Below are 16,983 nucleotides of genomic sequence, written 5' to 3'. Positions count from 1 at the left end.
TGCGGATTCCCCGCGCATCGGCTTAGGCGTGTGCTACAAGCCGCGACTTCGCGCCCGGAGGTCTCGATCAAAGACCAAGGCGCGCGGTGCGGATTTAGGAAGACCAAGCGCAGTGGTCAAGTATTCCTTCGCCTTTCACGGCGCGAGGAGACGGCCCCGTCGCCCCTTTTTGGATAGGGATCTTGAATGCCTGACGTGATTTTGACCGGAGCTTCGGGCCGTATCGAGGGCCGCTATTCGCCGGGCAAGACCGACAACGCCCCGATCGCGCTGATCCTGCACCCGCACCCCAAGGCGGGCGGGCACATGAACCATCCGGTCTCGGTGCAGCTGTACCACCTGTTCATGAAGCGTGGTTTCGCGACCCTGCGCTTCAACTTCCGCGGCGTGGGCCGCAGCCAGGGCGAGTTCGACAGCGGCATCGGCGAGCTGGCCGACGCGGCCACGGCCCTGGACTGGCTGCAGTCGAACAACCCGGCCGCCGCCCAGACCTGGGTCGCCGGCTACAGCTTCGGCGCCTATATCGGCATGCAGCTGCTGATGCGCCGTCCGGAGACCGACGGCTTCATCTCGGTGTCGCCGCCGACCAACATGTACGACTTCAGCTTCCTGGCCCCCTGCCCGGCTTCGGGCCTGATCCTGACGGGCGCGGCCGACACCGTCGTGCCGCCGGTCGAGGTCGAGCGCGTCGTCTCCAAGCTGCGCACCCAGAAGGGCATCGTCATCGACTACGAAGTCGTCGACAAGGCCACCCACTTCTGGGCCGAGCACCTGCCCAGCGTCGAGAAGAGCGTCGGCGACTATCTCGACAAGCGCCTGGAAATGAATCCGATCCCCTAGGCCTTGGTTCCCAGGTAACCACGCGTCACCGTGAGGTTACCGGTACCATAAGGCTTGCGATCCTGGACAACTCACCGTCATTCTCCACGGAACAACGTTCTGGGAGAGTGACGGTGAACCAGACCATACGACCGTTCCTGATGTTCCAGGCGCAGGACGCCGAAGCGGCGATGACGTTCTACGTCTCGCTCTTTCCCGACAGCGAAATCCTCGACATCCAGCGCTACGGCGCCGCCGGTCCCGGGCCCGAGGGAACGCTGATCCTGGCCCGCTTCAGGATCGGCGGTCAGGAAGTTCTCTGCTCCGACAGCTTCGTGAAGCACGCCTTCGCGTTCACGCCCTCCTCCTCGTTGTTCGTCAATTGCGCGTCGGAAGACGAGATCACCCGCCTGGCCGCCGTCCTCGCTGACGGTGGCGGCGTGCTGATGCCGCTGGGCGACTATGGCTTCAGCAAACGGTTCGCCTGGGTCAACGACCGGTTCGGCGTCTCCTGGCAGCTCAACCTGGCCTGATGTCGCCACCTGACATCGTTCGACGAACCTCCTATATATTCACCATCTGAGGAATTATCTGGATGGCGGGCATGCACTACGACATCGTGATCGTCGGCGGCGGGGCTGGCGGGCTTGAGCTGGCGGCGCGGCTGGGGCGCAAGCTGGGGCCCAAGGCCGGCAAGGAGCGTGTGCTGCTGATCGACCGCTCCAGCTTCCACATCTGGAAGCCGAGCCTGCACGAGGTGGCCGCCGGCACGCTCGACACCCATCAGGAGGGTCTGTCCTATTCGATCCTGGGGCGCGCCAACCATTTCAGCTTCCTGCTGGGCGAGCTGGACAGCTTCGATCCCGTCGGCAAGCGCCTGAACCTCAAGCCCATCGTCGGTGAAGCCGGAAAGGTGCTGGTGCCCGAGCGCGGCGTCACCTTCAGCTGGGGCGTGCTGGCCATCGGCAGCGGCAGCAACCTGTTCGGCACGCCGGGCGCGGACCAGGCTCATCTGCTGGAACGCACCGAGGACGCCGAGATCTTCCACACCCGTCTGCTGGCGGCCTTCATGAAGGCCTCGTTCTCGACCGAGAAGTCCATGAGCGTCGCCATCGTCGGCGGCGGGGCCACGGGCGTGGAGCTGTCGGCCGAACTGATCGAGGCCCATCGCGAGCTGCTGGGCAGCCTGGGCTCCGAGCAGCGCTTCCGCCTGGACATCGCCATCGTCGAGGCCGCGCCGCGCATCCTGGGCGGCCTGCCCGAGAAGATCTCCGACCAGGCGACCGTGGCCCTGGAGCGCAAGGGCGTTCGGGTCCACACCGGCGCCAAGGTGGTGGCCGTCCATGCAGACCGGCTGGAGACCAGCGGCGGCGACATCCCGGCCGACCTGATCGTCTGGGCGGCCGGGGTCAAGGCCGCGCCGACCAATACGGCCTATGGCCTGGCGACCAACAGGACCAACCAGTTCGTGGTCAACGATCGGCTGGAGACCTCAGCGCCGGACGTCTGGGCGCTGGGCGACTGCGCCGCCTGTCCGTGGCCCGACCGGGACGGCAAGGTCGAGGGCCGGATCATTCCCGCCCGCGCCCAGGCCGCCCACCAGCAGGCCAGCTACCTGGCCAAGGCGCTGATCGCGCGGCTGGGCCAGCGCCGGATCGAGGCGCCGTTCGTCTATCACGACTTCGGATCGCTGGTGTCGCTGGGCGAGAACAAGGGCGTCGGGGCGCTGATGGGCGGCCTGGGCGGCCCGAACTTCTTCGTCGAGGGCCTCATCGCCAAGTGGGCCTACATCTCGCTGCACCTGGACCACCACCGGGCGATCATGGGCACGCCCAAGACCCTGGTCCTGGCCCTGGCGCGGCTGCTGCAGCAGCGGGTGGCGGGGCGGCTGAAGCTGCACTGAGGCGTGGGATCACGCGCACTTGCCCCCACCTGACCGCTTCGCGGTCTGTCCGCCCCCATAGGGGGCGGAGGCTCTCCGACGCACGGCGTCCTCTTCCCCCTATGGGGGAAGAGGGTCGCGAAGCGACCCGTAGGGGGCAAGTGCTCACCGCACCGAGCTAGGGATTTACGATCCGTCCGCCCGTCATCGCTCGCGCCACGCCCGTGGTGCCCGGGAAGCTGATCGGCAGCCCCCTCGCCGTCCGGGCGGCCAGGTAGGCGAAGGCTTCGGCCTCGATGGCGTCGCCGCGCCAGCCGACCGCCTCGGCGGTTCGGACCGGCACGGGCGCGCGGTCGGCCAGGGCCTTCATGATCTGCGGATTGTGCCGGCCGCCGCCGCAGACGATCAGGGCGTCCGGATGCTGGCCCTGCTCGAAGGCCTTGACGACCGCCTCGGCGGTGAAGGCCACCAGGGTGGCGGCGGCGTCCTCGGAGGACAGGTGATCGACAAGGTCGAGCGGGAAATCGTAGCGATCCAGCGACTTGGGGGCCGGTCCGGAGAAATAGTCGCTGGCCAGGAACGTCTTCAGCACCGCCTCGTCGACGACCCCGGCGGCGGCCAGCCGGCCGTTCTCGTCGAAACGCCCCAGGCCTCGGGCCTGCAGCATCAGGTCGATCATGCCGTTGCCGGGACCCGTGTCGAAGGCCAGCAGGTCGTCGTCGGGACCGATCAGGGTGATGTTGGCCACGCCGCCGATGTTCAGCGCCGCCACCGGCGCCGGCAGACCCGACGCTCTGGCCCGGGCAGCGTGATAGATCGGGGCCAGCGGCGCCCCCTGCCCGCCCGCCGCCACGTCGGCGGTGCGGAAGTCGAACGCCACAGGCCGCCCGCAGGCCTTGGCCAGGCGCTCGGCGTCGAGCAACTGCACGGTCCGGCCGATCCGGCCCGGATGAGGCCGCTCGTGCAGCACCGTCTGGCCGTGGACGCCCAGCAGATCGAACTCCGACCAGGCCAGGCCGTGCTCGGCCAGGAAGCTTTCGGCGGCGTGGAAATGCTCGTCGGCGACGGCTTGCGCCGCCTCTTCGAAGATCTCCGGAGCCGGCTCGTCGCGCGGCCAGCCGCGGGCGACCTCGGTGGCGACCAGCAGCAGGTCGCGGGTCTCTTCGCGCAGCTTGCGCTCGCCGGCCGGGCCGAAGGCCTGGATCTCTTCGCCGTCGGTCTCGAGCACCGCCATGTCGACCGCGTCGAGCGAGGTGCCGGTCATGAATCCCAGGATACGCATGGTCTGGTTGACTGCCACGGGTCGGGCCGGGTAGCTAGGCCCCATGATCGACCAGCGCCCCACGACCCGCGCCTATTACCGCCCGCTGTCCTAGCGGGAGGCCGACCGATCACGTCGATGCGCCCGCCCAACCGGCGACGCGTCACACCAGCGAACGTCTCCGGATCAATTCCCAGGAGACTTTGCCGATGAAACCCTCGCCACAGACCGCCCCCGCCGTGCTAGACGCCCATTCGTCTGAGAGCCAGGCGCCTGATTTAGAGAGTCGAGCCATGTCCGCCGCCCCCGCGTCCTTCAAGTCGGAATTCCTCCAGACCCTGCAGGCGCGCGGCTACATCCACCAGATCACCCATCCGGATGAACTGGACGCGGCGGCCGCCGACGGGATCGTCACGGCCTACATCGGCTTCGACGCCACCGCGCCGTCCTTGCACGTCGGCAGCCTGATCCAGATCATGATGCTGCGCCGCCTGCAGCAGGCCGGCCACAAGCCGATCGTCCTGATGGGCGGCGGCACGACCAAGGTCGGCGACCCCACCGGCAAGGACGAGAGCCGCAAACTGCTGTCGGACGCCGACATCGCGGCCAACATCGCCGGCATCAAGCAGGTGTTCGCCAAGTTCCTGACCTTCGGCGACGGGCCGACCGACGCCATCATGGTCGACAACGACGAGTGGCTGAGCAAGTTCGGCTACGTGCAGTTCCTGCGCGACTACGGCGTGCATTTCACGGTCAACCGGATGCTGGCCTTCGACTCGGTCAAGCTGCGGCTCGAGCGCGAGCAGCCGATGACCTTCCTCGAATTCAACTACATGCTGATGCAGGCGGTCGACTTCCTGGAGCTGAACCGCGCCCACGGCTGCGTGCTGCAGATGGGCGGCTCGGACCAGTGGGGCAACATCCTCAACGGGGTGGAGCTGACGCGTCGCGTCGACCAGAAGGCCGCCTTCGGCCTGACCACGCCGCTGCTGGCCACGGCCTCGGGCGCCAAGATGGGCAAGACCATGTCGGGGGCCGTCTGGCTGAACGCCGAGCAACTGAGCCCATACGACTACTGGCAGTTCTGGCGGAATACGGAAGACGCCGACGTCGGCCGGTTCCTGAAGCTGTTCACCGACCTGCCGCTGGAGCGCATCGCCGAACTGGAAGCCCTGCCGGGCGCCCAGATCAACGAGGCCAAGAAGGTGCTGGCCGACGAGGCCACCCGCATGGCCCACGGCGAGGAAGAGGCCCGCAAGGCCCGCGACGCCGCCGAGAAGGCCTTCGAACAGGGCGCGCTGTCGGTCGACCTGCCGACCTTCGAGGTTCCGGTCGCTGACCTGGAGGCTGGGATCGTCCTGGCCGCCCTATTCGCCGACGCCGGCCTGGCCGCCTCGCGCGGCGAAGCCCGGCGCCTGGCCCAGGGCGGCGGGCTGAAGGTCAATGACAAGGCCGAGGCCAGCGCCGACCGCGTGATCACCTCGGCCGACCTGGTCGACGGCGTCGTCAAGCTGGCGGCGGGCAAGAAGAAGATCGTGCTGGTCAAGCCGGTCTAGAGTGCATGGTCCGTCCCGGATCGCTCCGCGCGGTCCGGGACGGGTTTGTTTGGGACGTTGGAGAGACAGATGCTTGAAGCCGGCGACAAGGCCCCCGATTTCGACCTGGCCACCGACACCGGCCGCGTCAGCCTGGCGAGCCTGAAGGGCAAGAACGTCGTGCTCTACTTCTATCCGAAGGACGACACGGCCGGCTGCACGTCGCAGGCCCTGCAGTTCTCGTCCGAGGTCGAGGAGTTCGCCAAGCTGGGCGCGGTGATCGTCGGGGTGTCCAAGGACAGCGCCGCCTCGCACGCCAAGTTCCGCAAGAAGCACGACCTGACCGTCGAGCTGGCCGCCGACACGACCGGCGAGATCGTCGAGGCCTACGGCGCCTGGGTCGAGAAGAGCATGTACGGCCGCAAGTACATGGGCATCGACCGCTCGACCTTCCTGATCGATCGCGAGGGCGTGGTCCGCAATGTCTGGCGCAAGGTGAAGGTGCCCAACCATATCAAGGCGGTGCTGACGGCGGCCAAGGCGCTGAAATAACAGTGTGGCTTGCCGGCCGCAGGCGTGAGGTTATCGCAACACCGAGGCGTCCAGATGGTGGCAATCGGTCGCGGAACCTTTTACCGGTTGAATTGTTTAGGCAAAACGTCGCCCTGCGTTCACGCTCGGCGCGAAGTATCTTGCGCGTTTCCGCTTTCTCGTTGCATATCGCCGGGACCTTGAAAACGGGGGTTTCCTAGGGCGATGGCGATCACGCGCTTCAAGCGACTGCGACAATCCCTGGAAGAGCTTTTCCCCGAGCGCCATCTCTATGTGCGCTCCGGCGGCGAGATGCGCGGCTACGTTTTCTCCACCGGCAAGCAGCTGATGTGCGCCACGGGCGTCGCCGTTGCGGCCCTGTGGATGGGCGTTTGCACCGCCGCCATGATGGTCAACGCCCTGTCGGTCAGCTCGACCGATCAGATGGTCATCAAGCAGAAGGCCTATTACGAGCGCCTCAACGCCGATCGCCAGGCCCGCCTGAACAGCGCGATGGTCCAGCTGTCGGCCAGCAGCGGCTCGCTGGACGAACTGGCCAGCTCGGTCGAAAAGCGCCACGCCGCCCTCGCCCTCCTGGTCAGCGACTTCAAGGGCGTGCCCGGCGCCGCCCAGGCCCTGCAGGTCGCCAAGCCGCACGTGCTGGGCGCCTCGCCGGTCGAGCGCATCCAGGCCACGCGGATGGATCAGGAGCGCCTGATCGACGCCGCCGAGACCTTCGCCAAGAGCCGCGCCGAGCGCCTTCGCCTGGCCATGCGGATGGCCGGCCTGGACGCCGGCTCTTTCACCGGCCGCGGCGGCTCGTCGCTGGGCGGCCCGCTGATCGAGGCCAAGGACCCTCGTGCCCTGGCCGCCGTGCTCGACGTCGACGAAGACTTCGCGGGCCGGATCCAGCACGCGGCCACCGACATGTCGGACATGCGCAAGCTGAGCGCGGCTTCGCAGAAGCTGCCCTTCTACCGTCCGACCAACAATCCGGCGCTGAGCAGCAGCTACGGCGTCCGCTTCGACCCCTTCACCCATCGCCCGGCCTTCCATTCGGGCCTGGACTTCCCCGGCGCCTTCTACACGCCGATCATGGCCACCGCGCCGGGCGTGGTGTCGTTCACCGGCGTGCGCTCGGGCTACGGCAACGTCGTCGAGATCGACCACGGCAACGGTTTCAAGACCCGCTACGCCCACCTGCAGGCCGCTTCGGTCCGGGTCGGCCAGCGCGTGGCCATCGGCCAGCGCATCGCGGCCATGGGCTCGACCGGTCGTTCGACCGGTCCGCATCTGCACTATGAAGTATGGGTCAACGGGCGGGCTCAAAACCCGAACCGCTTCTTGAAGGCTGGTGAGTATGTTCAGCAAGCAAGCTAAGGCGTCCAAGGGTCCGGCTCGCATCGAGCCCCTCCCGATGTCCATGGCTCCCGCCAACCCGGACGCGGCCCGCAAGGCCCCGCCCAAGGTGGCGTCCCTGATTTCCCCCGACATCACCATCGAAGGCAGCATCACCGGCGACGGCGAGCTGCAGATCGACGGCGTGGTGCGCGGCGATGTCCGCGTGGGTCGCCTGACGATCGGCGAGACCGGCCACATCGAAGGCTCGATCTACGCCGAGGCGGTCGAGGTCCGCGGCCGCATCGTCGGGGCGATCACCGCCAAGCAGGTCCGCCTCTACGGCACCTCCTACATCGACGGCGACATCACCCACGAACAGTTGGCGATGGAAACCGGGGCCTTCTTCCAGGGCCGCAGCCTGAAGTTCCAGCGCCCGGCCGCGCCGCCGCAGGCCCAGCCCGCGCCGCAGGCGATGCTCGAAGCCAAGTCGGCAGGCTAGAACAGGAAACGCCCCGGATCGCTCTGGGGCGTTTTTGCTTTAGCGGCTCGACAGCACGAAGCTGTTGCCGTCGGGATCGCGGAACTTGGCGAACGTGCCCCACGGCTGCTTCTGCGGCGGCCCCTCGAACTCCACGCCTTTCTCGCTCAGCTTGCGATAGGCGTGTTCGACGTCGTCGCAGGCAAACGAGCCGTTGAAGAAGCTGCCGATGCGGTCCTCGTGCCCATCCGGCGTGAACAGCACCACCCCGGTCTCGGCGCCCGGGATGCTCAGCTCGATCCAGCGCTTGCCCGGCCCCATCGGCTGATCGGTGGCCACGCGCAGGCCCATCTTCTCGGTCCAGAAGGCCAGGGCTCGGTCCTGGTCGCCGACCGGGATGCTGACGAATTTCAATTGTTTGATCACGCTCATGCCCTGCCCTTTCGCGCCCTGAGGTCTTGGGCTGGATTAGCCGCGCCCCGTTGCGTCGGGAAAGGGGTGCAGGCAATGCTATAGCAATGACTGCGCAAACCTATGCCCTCGACCGCTACGTGCTCGACACCCTGATGGCCGACCTGGTCGGTCACGATCACCGGCCATCGGCGTTTCTGACCTATCTGGCGATCGTCGCGGCCCACGCCGACGGCCGCGCCAGCCTCAGCCATGCGGAGCTGGCCGAGCGCACCGGCCTGTCGCGCCGGGCCGTGCAAGGCGCGGTCGAACTGCTGGAAAGGCGGAAACTGATCGCGATCAACCGCCAGGGGCCGACCGAGGCGGCGACCTATGTCCCGCTGACGCCTTGGCGGCGTCAGCGGGGCTAGAGGCTCCTAGGCGTCGCGGGTCGCCCCGACCCGCTGGGCCAGCGAGGCGCCCATGAAGGCGTCCAGGTCGCCGTCAAGCACGCCCTGGGTGTCGGACGTCTCGACGTTGGTCCGCAGGTCCTTGACCATCTGGTAGGGCTGCAGGACGTAGCTGCGGATCTGGTGACCCCAGCCGATGTCGGTCTTCTGGTCTTCCAGCGCCTGTTGCGCGGCCTCGCGGCGTTGCAGCTCGGCCTCGTAGAGCCGGGCGCGCAGCATCTTCCAGGCTTCCTCGCGGTTCTGGTGCTGCGAGCGGCCGGCCTGGCAGGCCACCGCGATGCCGGTCGGGATGTGCGTCAGGCGCACGGCCGAGTCGGTCTTGTTGATGTGCTGACCGCCGGCCCCGGAAGCCCGATAGGTGTCGGTCCGCACGTCCGACGGGTTGATGTCGATCTCGATGGTGTCGTCGACCACGGGATAGACCCAGGCCGAGGCGAACGAGGTGTGGCGCTTGGCGGCGGCGTCGTAGGGGCTGATGCGCACCAGGCGGTGCACGCCGGCCTCGGTCTTCAGCCAGCCATAGGCGTTCGTACCCTTGACCAGCAGGGTCGCCGATTTGATGCCGACCTGGTCGCCCGAGGTCTCTTCGACCAGCTCGACGCTCATCTTGTGGGCGTTGGCCCAGCGGCTGTACATGCGCAGCAGCATGCCGGCCCAGTCGCACGACTCGGTGCCGCCGGCTCCGGAGTTGATTTCGACATAGCAGTCGTTGCCGTCGGCCTCGCCGGACAGCAGGGCCTCGAGTTCGGCGCGACCGGCGCGTTCCTTCAGGTCCTTGAGCTGGGCGCGGGCGTCCTCCAGCAGGGCTTCGTCGCCCTCCATGTCGGCCAGCTCGGCGTATTCGAGCGCGTCCTTCAGGCCGGTTTCCAGCACCTGCACGGCCTCGACGCGCGCGGCCAGGGCGGCGCGTTCGCGGGAGACGGCCTGGGCTTCCGACGGGCGGTCCCACAGGGTCGGGTCTTCGACCCGGGCGTTCAGCTCATCGAGCTTGCGTAGGGCGACATCCCAGTCAAAGACGCCTCCTGAGCAGTCCCACGGACTGCTCGATGTCAGCCGCGGAGGCCTCGACATCCGGTCTCATCACGTAACTCCGTGACAGTGTTGAAGGGCGCGGGATGTAGCCCGCCCCCGGAGTCGGCGCAATGACCCGGGGGCGATTGCCCAACGATTAGTAGAATCCGATTAGTAGAGCCCGCTGATGTCGGGCGCCTGGGTGGGCGGCTTGGCGGGGCCTTGAGTGGGGGCCGGGCCGATCTGGCCGCCGGGCCAGGCGTCGCCGTAGGGCTGGGGTCCGGTGCTTTCGGTCGGCACGACGACCTTGGGCTCTGTGCCCGGACGGAAGGCCTCGCGAATGCCGCGGACCATGGCGAACTTGGCGTTCTTGGGAACCTTGAACTCGGTCTTCGGCTGGTTCTTCAGGGCCTCGCGCATGAAGTCCATGAAGATCGGCACGGGTCCGGTCGCGCCGGTCTCGCCCTCGCCGAGCGAGCGGTTGTCGTCGAAGCCGATGAAGACGCCGACCACCAGGTTGGGCGAATAGCCCATGAACCAGGCGCTGCGATATTCGTTGGTCGTGCCGGTCTTGCCGGCCAGCGGATAGCCCAGCGAGCTGGCCTGGGCGGCGGTGCCGCGCTGGACCACGCCCTGCAGCATCGAGGTGATCTGATAGGCCGTGATCGGGTCCATGACCTGTTCGCCCAGCGCCGGGATGCGCGGGCTTTCGTCGCCATTGAAACCGGCGTTGCAGCGGACGCAGTCGCGCTTGTCGGCGCGGAAGATCACCTTGCCCTCGCGGTCCTGCACCAGTTCGATCAGGTGCGGTTCGACCCGGCGGCCGCCGTTGACGAACGGCGTATAGGCCGTGGTCAGCTTGAACGGCGTGGTCTCGCCCGCGCCCAGGGCCATGGCCAGCACCGGGGCCATTTCATGGGTGATGCCGGTCTTCTTGGCGGTCTCGACGATCTTCTTCATGCCGACGCTCTGGGCCAGGCGCACGGTCATGGCGTTGATCGACTGCTCCAGGCCCTTGCGGAGCGGCAGGGCCCCATAGAACTTCTTGTGGTAATTCTCCGGGCTCCAGTCCTCGCCGTTGGCCCCCTTCAGGGTGATGGCGCTGTCGACCACCACGCTGGCCGGCGTGTAGCCGTTCTCCAGGGCCGTGGCGTAGACGAAGGGCTTGAAGGCCGAACCGGGCTGACGCATCGCCTGGGTCGCGCGGTTGAAGTTCGACAGCGAGTAGCTGTAGCCGCCGACCAAGGCCACGACGCGGCCGGTATAGGGCTCCATCGCCACCAGGGCGCCGTTGACGATCGGGGTCTGACGCAAGCGATAGTTCGCCGAGCTGTCGGACTTCTCGACGAACACCAGGTCGCCGACCTTCAGGCCCTTGGTGGCGTTGGCCCAGGCCATGTCCTCACCGGCGATGGCCCCCTCGCCTTCCCCCTTGGCCAGACGGACGCCGCCCGAGGCCGAGGTGACGATGGCCGCACGCCAGCCGCGGCGCTCCGACGGCGGAGCCCTCTTCAGCGCTTGCTTCTCCCAGTCCGCGTCGAGGGTCTCGACATGGCCCCAGGCGCCGCGCCAGCCGTGGCGGCGGTCGTACTTCTCCAGGCCTTCCATCAGCGCCACGCGGGCCGCGGTCTGCAGCTTGGGGTCCAAAGTGGTGCGCATGTAGTAGCCGCCCTCGTTGAGGCGCGGGCCGAGGGTGGCGACGCCGCGTTGGCGCACTTCCTCGACGAAGTAGTCGGCGTCGCGGTACTTGGCCCGGCTGGGCGCGGCCTGGACGATCAGGTCCTCGGCCATCGCCTTGCGGGCGTCGTCCTGGCTGATCCAGCCCTGCTCGGCCATCTGGCCCAGGATCCAGTCGCGGCGGGCCTTGGCCTTCGCCTTGTTCCGGATCGGGTGATAGTTGTCCGGTCCCTTCGGCAGGGCGGCCAGATAGGCGCTCTCGGCCAGGGTCAGCTCCGGCAGCGACTTGCCGAAATAGTTGTAGGCCGCCGCGCCCACCCCGTAGGAGCGGTAGCCCAGCCAGATTTCGTTGAGATAGAGCTCGAGGATCTGCTGCTTGGACAGCGATTGCTCCAGGCGGTGCGCCAGGATCGCTTCCTTGAACTTGCGGCCGATCGTGGCGTCGCTGGTCAGCAGGACGTTCTTGGCCACCTGCTGGGTGATCGTCGAGCCGCCTTCCAGGCGCCGGCCCCGAGCGGCGTTGCCGACGTTGTTGAGCATGGCGCGTGAGAAGCCGCCGACGTCGACGCCGCCGTGCTTGAAGAAGTTGTGGTCCTCGGCCGCCAGGAAGGCCTGGGCCAGTTGGGGCGGGATCTGATCGTAGGGCACGAAGATCCGGCGCTCTTTGCTGTACTCGCCGATCAGGGTGCCGTCCCAGGCGTAGACGCGCGTGGCGGTCGGCGGCCTGTAGTCCTGCAGTTCGCCCGCGTCGGGCATGTCGTGGAACAGCCAGGCGGCGTAGATGGCGATGGTGAAGCCGGCCACGGCGATCGCGGACAGCACCGCGACGCCGGCGATGGCGATCCATCGTTCTCTGGGCTTCAGATCCACGCAGCCTCCGTCGGGCGACGCACTTTCGCCCGCTCCGTTCGAATCCTCTAGAGCGCGATCGGCAAAAACGTAAGCTGTTTTGCGGTCGCAGGGATTGGCCACGTCCGACGCGTCTTCCCCCAGATGGCTCTAGCGCGCATCGGGCAAGGCGCCAACGGCTCTCGCCGGTCCAGCGAGCAGAAGCCCTTCGCCTAGCGGGCGGCTAGGCGGGTCTGGGTCTGGAAATAGGATTCGATCGAGCCGGCGACGGCGTCCATCAGCCGGTCGCGGCCGGACGAGGTCTTCAGCAGCTGCTCGTCGTCGACATTGGTGATGAAGCCCATTTCCAGCAGTACGGCCGGCACGTCGGGGGCCAGCAGCACGATGAATCCGGCGTCGCGATGGCTGCGGCGCAGCAGGGTCGTCTCCTCGCCCACCGACTGCAGCAGTGTCTCGGCGAAGGCGGCCGAGCGGTTCTTGGTGGCGCGTTGCGAAAGATCGAGCAGGATCTGGCTGACCGCGCGATCGCGGCCCGGCAGATTGGCCTTCATCAGCCAGTCGTCCTTTTCGAGCACCCGCGCCACGCGCTCGGTGCCCTTTTCCGACAGGGTGTAGACGCTGGCGCCGCGGGTCGTCGCGTCGGGACCCGAATCGGCGTGCAGCGAGATGAACAGGTCGGCGTCGGCCCGGCGGGCGATCTGCACCCGGGATTCCAGCGGCACGAAGGTGTCCGACTGGCGGGTCATGACCACGGTGTAGCGGCCGGATTTCTCCAGCTTGGTCTTCAGCGCCTTGGCCGCGGCCAGGGTGACGTCCTTCTCGGCGGTGTTGGCGCCGGACGAGCCCGGATCCTTGCCGCCGTGACCGGCGTCGATGACGATGACCTTCTTCAGGCGCAGGGCCGAGGCCTTCACCGGCGCCGAGACCAGGGTCGGCTTCAGGACCGGCGCCTGGAGCGCGCCCGGGGCGTCCGTGGACTTCAGGTCGATGACATAGCGATAGGCCGACGCGCCGTCGCCGGGCGGCAGCAGGAAGCGGCGGCGGACCTCGGCGTTGGCCTTCAGGTCGAGGCGCAGCCGCGCGCCGCCGGCGGCTTCGTCGATCGCCCAGCGCTCGACCAGACCCTGGCCCGAGCCCTGCAGATCGCCGGCCGTCGTGACGTTGGGCAGGCCGATCACCACACGGCGATCCGTCGCGCCGTCGGCCAACAGCTTGCCGGTGGCGGCTCGATCCAGGTCGATGACAATGCGGGTTTCGTTGCGGTCGCCGCCGAAGCGGACCTTCTGGACGCCCGCGGCCGGCGCGGGGCCCTGGGCCATGGCCACGGCGACGCCGGCCAGGGCCAGGCCGCCGACGATCATCGCCGCCCGCGCCCATCCTGTCCTCGCAGCCGAGATCAGAACCCTGCTCATGTCGTCCGTCGCCCCCAGGCGCTCAACCTAAACCCAAAAACTGATATCCGCATGTTTCGGTAGAGAAAGCGTTAACCTCAAACGCGACATGGCCGCGCAGGTGCGGATCGTCGAGCGCTTTTCTTTTACCGCGCGATGTTGCTAGACTATGGTCCGCGCGCTGAGCGCCGTGATCGTCATGGCGGAAAGCGTGAGCGGTTCCTATCTCGCGGACGTACTTGCATTCTTAAGGACGCAAATCGCGGTCGCGGCCGGAACCGCCGGACTGAAACGAGTTTGGGCTCGATTACCAGCGTGAGGCGCGAAGCCTTCGCCTGGATCGTCCCGCAGGGCCCGCGTCGGGCCCTTAAGCCGCTCCGGCGTCGACGCTCCATCCGATCCGCGCCCCCCGGCGCGTTAAGGAACACAGAAACCTTATGGGCTGCGCCGCACCCGACCGCCTTTGGCGACCGACCTTCCGCAACCGCTTCGGCGGGGCGACGGGCGGTGACGTGCGCGCCTTTCAATCATATCGGCGCCCGGACCTAGCGTTCGCCGCGCGCCGTGGAGATACCCTTTATGTCGAAGAAGATGTTGATCGACGCCGCCCACGCCGAAGAGACGCGTGTGGTGGTCGTGGATGGTACGCGGGTTGAAGAGTTCGATTTCGAGAGCCAGACCCGAAAGCAACTCCGAGGAAATATCTATCTCGCCAAGGTGACCCGCGTTGAACCCAGCCTCCAGGCTGCGTTCATCGAGTACGGCGGCAATCGCCACGGCTTCCTCGCCTTCAACGAAATCCACCCGGATTACTACCAGATCCCGGTCGCCGACCGCGAAGCGCTGATGCGCGACGATTCGCACGACGACGAGGACGATCACCATCACGCCCGCGAGGACGATGACGGCGACGCGGTCGACGACGAGGAAGACGCCGTCGAGGAAGAGCTGGCGCGCCGCAAGCGCCGCCTGATGCGCAAGTACAAGATCCAGGAAGTGATCCGCCGCCGGCAGATCATGCTGGTCCAGGTCGTCAAGGAAGAGCGCGGCAACAAGGGCGCGGCCCTGACCACCTACCTGTCGCTGGCCGGCCGGTACGGCGTCCTGATGCCCAACACCGCCCGGGGCGGCGGCATCAGCCGCAAGATCACCACGGTCACCGACCGCAAGCGCCTCAAGAGCGTCGTGCAGGGCCTGGACGTGCCGCAGGGCATGGGCCTGATCGTCCGCACGGCCGGCGCCAAGCGCACCAAGGCCGAGATCAAGCGCGACTACGAGTACCTGCTGCGTCTGTGGGAGAATATCCGCGACAACACGCTGCACTCGATCGCCCCGGCGCTGATCTACGAGGAGGAAGACCTCGTCAAACGCGCCATCCGCGACATGTACGACAAGGACCTGGAGGGCATCTGGGTCGAGGGCGAGGCCGGCTACAAGGAAGCGCGCGACTTCATGCGCATGCTGATGCCGAGCCAGGCCAAGAAGGTCTTCCCGTATCGCGAGCCGGCGCCGCTGTTCGTCAAGCACAAGATCGAAGATCACCTGGCCCAGATCTATTCGCCGGTCGTGCCGCTGCGCTCCGGCGGCTATCTGGTGATCAACCAAACCGAGGCCCTGGTCGCCATCGACGTCAACTCGGGCAAGGCCACGCGCGAGCGCAACATCGAGGCCACCGCGCTCAAGACGAACGTGGAAGCCGCCGAGGAAGCCGCGCGCCAGTTGCGCCTGCGCGACCTGGCCGGCCTGATCGTCATCGACTTCATCGACATGGATGAAGCCAAGAACAACCGCACCGTCGAGAAGGTCCTCAAGGACGCTCTGAAGGACGATCGCGCCCGCATCCAGATGGGCAAGATCAGCGGGTTCGGCCTGATGGAGATCAGCCGCCAGCGTCGCCGCACCGGCGTGCTGGAAGGCACCACCCACGTCTGCGAACACTGCGACGGCACCGGCCGCGTCCGCTCGGTCGAGTCCAGCGCCTTGGCGGCCCTGCGCGCGGTCGAGGTCGAGGCCCTGAAGGGCGGCGGCGCCGTCACCCTGAAGGTCAGCCGCCCGGTCGGCATCTACATCCTCAACGAAAAGCGCGCCTATCTGCTGCGCCTGCAGCAGACCCACGCCCTTTTCGTCACGGTCCTGGTCGACGACAGCCTGCACCAGGCCGAGCACGACATCGACCGTACGGAGCTGGGCGAGCGCCCTGCCCCGCAGATCTTCGCGCCGATCGAGCCGGACCCCGTCTATGACGACGAGGCGTTCGACGACGAGGAAGAAGACGAAGACGAAGAGATCGTCTCCGAGGACGAAGACGAGAGCGAAGACGACGCCGCGCCCCGCGCCGCCCGTCCGGCTCGCGCCGAACCGGCCGAGGATGAAGCTGGCCGTCGCGGCCGCAAGCGCCGCCGTCGCGGCGGTCGTCGCGACGAGCGTGACGAGGCCGCTCCGGCTGAGGCCGCCGGCGACGAAGAAGAGGACGACGCCGAGGGCGCTGACCGCGCCGAAGGCGACATCGAGGGCGAGGACGAGGAATCGCGCCGCCGTCGTCGCCGTCGTGGACGTCGCGGCGGTCGTCGCGGCGGTCGCGAGGACGGCGATCGTCCGGCCGACGCCTTCGCCTGGACCCGTCCGCGGGTGCCGTTCGGCGAGAACGCCTTCGTCTGGCACGACCCGGCGGAACTGGACGGCCGCGGCGCTCGCCCCGAGCGCGCCGAACGTTCGGAACGCCCTGAGCGCCCTGAGCGTCCGGAACGCGTGGAAGCCCCGGTGGCGGAACGCGCCGAGCGTCCCGAGCGGGCCGAGCGCGGTGAACGCGGCGGTCGTCGTGGACGCGGTCGTGGCGAACGCGGCGAGCGGACCGAGGCGTCCTCCGAGACCTTCGGCGCCGAACGCACCCCCGCCCAACGCGTCGACGTCGCCGAGCTGGAAGCCGCCCCGCTGCCGCCGCCCGTGATCGAAGGCCCGCCGGCCGACGTCTGGGTCGAACTGCCGCCGCAGGACGAAGCCCCCAAGAAGGCGCGTCGCCCCCGCAGCCGCGGCCGCAAGACCGGCGACGCCGAGGTTTCGGCCGAAGCGACTGTCGAAACGCCCGCCGTCGAAGCGGTCGAGGAAACGCCGCTGGTCGCGGCCGATGTCGAGGTCGAGGCTCCGGTGGCGGTCAAGGCCGCCCCGGAACCGATCGCCGAACCGGAACCCGTCGCGGTCGCCGCGGCGGAGCCGGCTCCGGTCGTGTCCGAACCCGATCCGGCCGAAATCGTGACGCCGCCCGAGAAGCCCAAGCGCGGCTGGTGGCGTCGCGGCTAAAATCCCTGAATGCAGCCCCGGCGGGACCCTGGTCCCGCCGGGCTTTGCACC

Annotated in this window: 14 protein-coding genes; 9 read left to right on the top strand and 5 right to left on the bottom strand. The window is 67.9% G+C overall.

Features of this window, described 5'->3' with window-relative positions; translation table 11 throughout:
* Positions 1-186: 186 nt before the first annotated feature.
* The 3 genes from AC1DMQ_RS17870 to AC1DMQ_RS17860 all read left to right on the top strand — a co-directional run bounded on the left by AC1DMQ_RS17870 (position 187) and on the right by AC1DMQ_RS17860 (position 2,722).
* Positions 187-840, top strand: a complete 654-nt coding sequence (locus tag AC1DMQ_RS17870) for an alpha/beta hydrolase (RefSeq protein ID WP_035076568.1) — start codon at positions 187-189, stop codon at positions 838-840.
* A gap of 113 nt (positions 841-953) precedes the next feature.
* Positions 954-1,352 (top strand): VOC family protein, encoded by a 399-nt coding sequence (locus AC1DMQ_RS17865; RefSeq protein ID WP_477034903.1) that lies wholly within the window; start codon positions 954-956, stop codon positions 1,350-1,352.
* Between the two features lie 71 nt (positions 1,353-1,423).
* Positions 1,424-2,722 (top strand): NAD(P)/FAD-dependent oxidoreductase, encoded by a 1,299-nt coding sequence (locus tag AC1DMQ_RS17860; RefSeq protein ID WP_477034902.1) that lies wholly within the window; start codon positions 1,424-1,426, stop codon positions 2,720-2,722.
* A 157-nt stretch (positions 2,723-2,879) separates the two neighbouring features.
* Here the strand turns inward: AC1DMQ_RS17860 and AC1DMQ_RS17855 are convergent, their stop codons facing one another.
* Complete coding sequence (locus AC1DMQ_RS17855; RefSeq protein WP_477034901.1) at positions 2,880-3,983, bottom strand: anhydro-N-acetylmuramic acid kinase; 1,104 nt, start codon at positions 3,981-3,983, stop codon at positions 2,880-2,882.
* A 188-nt stretch (positions 3,984-4,171) separates the two neighbouring features.
* On the opposite strand from AC1DMQ_RS17855, the gene tyrS reads away from it, so the two are divergent.
* The 4 genes from tyrS (at position 4,172) to AC1DMQ_RS17835 (ending at position 7,868) form a co-directional block, all read left to right on the top strand.
* Positions 4,172-5,518 (top strand): tyrosine--tRNA ligase, encoded by a 1,347-nt coding sequence (gene tyrS / locus AC1DMQ_RS17850; RefSeq protein WP_477034900.1) that lies wholly within the window; start codon positions 4,172-4,174, stop codon positions 5,516-5,518.
* A 69-nt stretch (positions 5,519-5,587) separates the two neighbouring features.
* Positions 5,588-6,049: a peroxiredoxin gene (locus AC1DMQ_RS17845; protein ID WP_477034899.1), complete on the top strand. Its 462-nt coding sequence runs from the start codon at positions 5,588-5,590 to the stop codon at positions 6,047-6,049.
* Positions 6,050-6,253: 204 nt separating this feature from the next.
* A complete protein-coding gene (locus AC1DMQ_RS17840; protein ID WP_477034898.1) occupies positions 6,254-7,408 on the top strand; it encodes a M23 family metallopeptidase in 1,155 nt (384 codons plus the stop codon).
* Positions 7,389-7,868, top strand: a complete 480-nt coding sequence (locus tag AC1DMQ_RS17835; protein WP_477034897.1) for a bactofilin family protein — start codon at positions 7,389-7,391, stop codon at positions 7,866-7,868. Before AC1DMQ_RS17840 ends, AC1DMQ_RS17835 begins: the two co-directional genes overlap by 20 nt.
* A 39-nt stretch (positions 7,869-7,907) precedes the next feature.
* Here AC1DMQ_RS17835 and AC1DMQ_RS17830 read toward each other — a convergent pair whose 3' ends face one another.
* The gene (locus tag AC1DMQ_RS17830) at positions 7,908-8,279 is read right to left on the bottom strand and encodes a VOC family protein (protein ID WP_477034896.1); all 372 of its coding nucleotides are present in this window, start codon (positions 8,277-8,279) and stop codon (positions 7,908-7,910) included.
* 86 nt (positions 8,280-8,365) lie between these two features.
* On the opposite strand from AC1DMQ_RS17830, the gene AC1DMQ_RS17825 reads away from it, so the two are divergent.
* Positions 8,366-8,668, top strand: coding sequence for a helix-turn-helix domain-containing protein (locus AC1DMQ_RS17825; RefSeq protein WP_477034895.1), 303 nt, complete (start codon positions 8,366-8,368; stop codon positions 8,666-8,668).
* A gap of 6 nt (positions 8,669-8,674) precedes the next feature.
* Here AC1DMQ_RS17825 and prfB read toward each other — a convergent pair.
* The 3 genes from prfB to AC1DMQ_RS17810 all read right to left on the bottom strand — a co-directional run bounded on the left by prfB (position 8,675) and on the right by AC1DMQ_RS17810 (position 13,656).
* A protein-coding gene (gene prfB, locus AC1DMQ_RS17820) for a peptide chain release factor 2 (RefSeq protein WP_477034894.1) occupies positions 8,675-9,788 on the bottom strand; the annotation gives its coding sequence in 2 pieces (ribosomal slippage) (positions 8,675-9,718 and positions 9,720-9,788; 1,113 coding nt in all).
* A gap of 101 nt (positions 9,789-9,889) precedes the next feature.
* Positions 9,890-12,265 (bottom strand): penicillin-binding protein 1A, encoded by a 2,376-nt coding sequence (locus tag AC1DMQ_RS17815; RefSeq protein ID WP_477034893.1) that lies wholly within the window; start codon positions 12,263-12,265, stop codon positions 9,890-9,892.
* A gap of 191 nt (positions 12,266-12,456) precedes the next feature.
* On the bottom strand, positions 12,457-13,656 hold the full coding sequence (locus AC1DMQ_RS17810; protein WP_477034892.1) for an N-acetylmuramoyl-L-alanine amidase family protein: 1,200 nt from the start codon (positions 13,654-13,656) through the stop codon (positions 12,457-12,459).
* Between the two features lie 558 nt (positions 13,657-14,214).
* Here AC1DMQ_RS17810 and AC1DMQ_RS17805 point away from each other — a divergent pair.
* A complete protein-coding gene (locus AC1DMQ_RS17805; protein ID WP_477034891.1) occupies positions 14,215-16,932 on the top strand; it encodes an Rne/Rng family ribonuclease in 2,718 nt (905 codons plus the stop codon).
* Positions 16,933-16,983 lie beyond the last annotated feature (51 nt).

The organism is Caulobacter sp. 05L422 (assembly GCF_056397765.1).
This window is presented reverse-complemented; position numbering and strand designations above follow the sequence as displayed.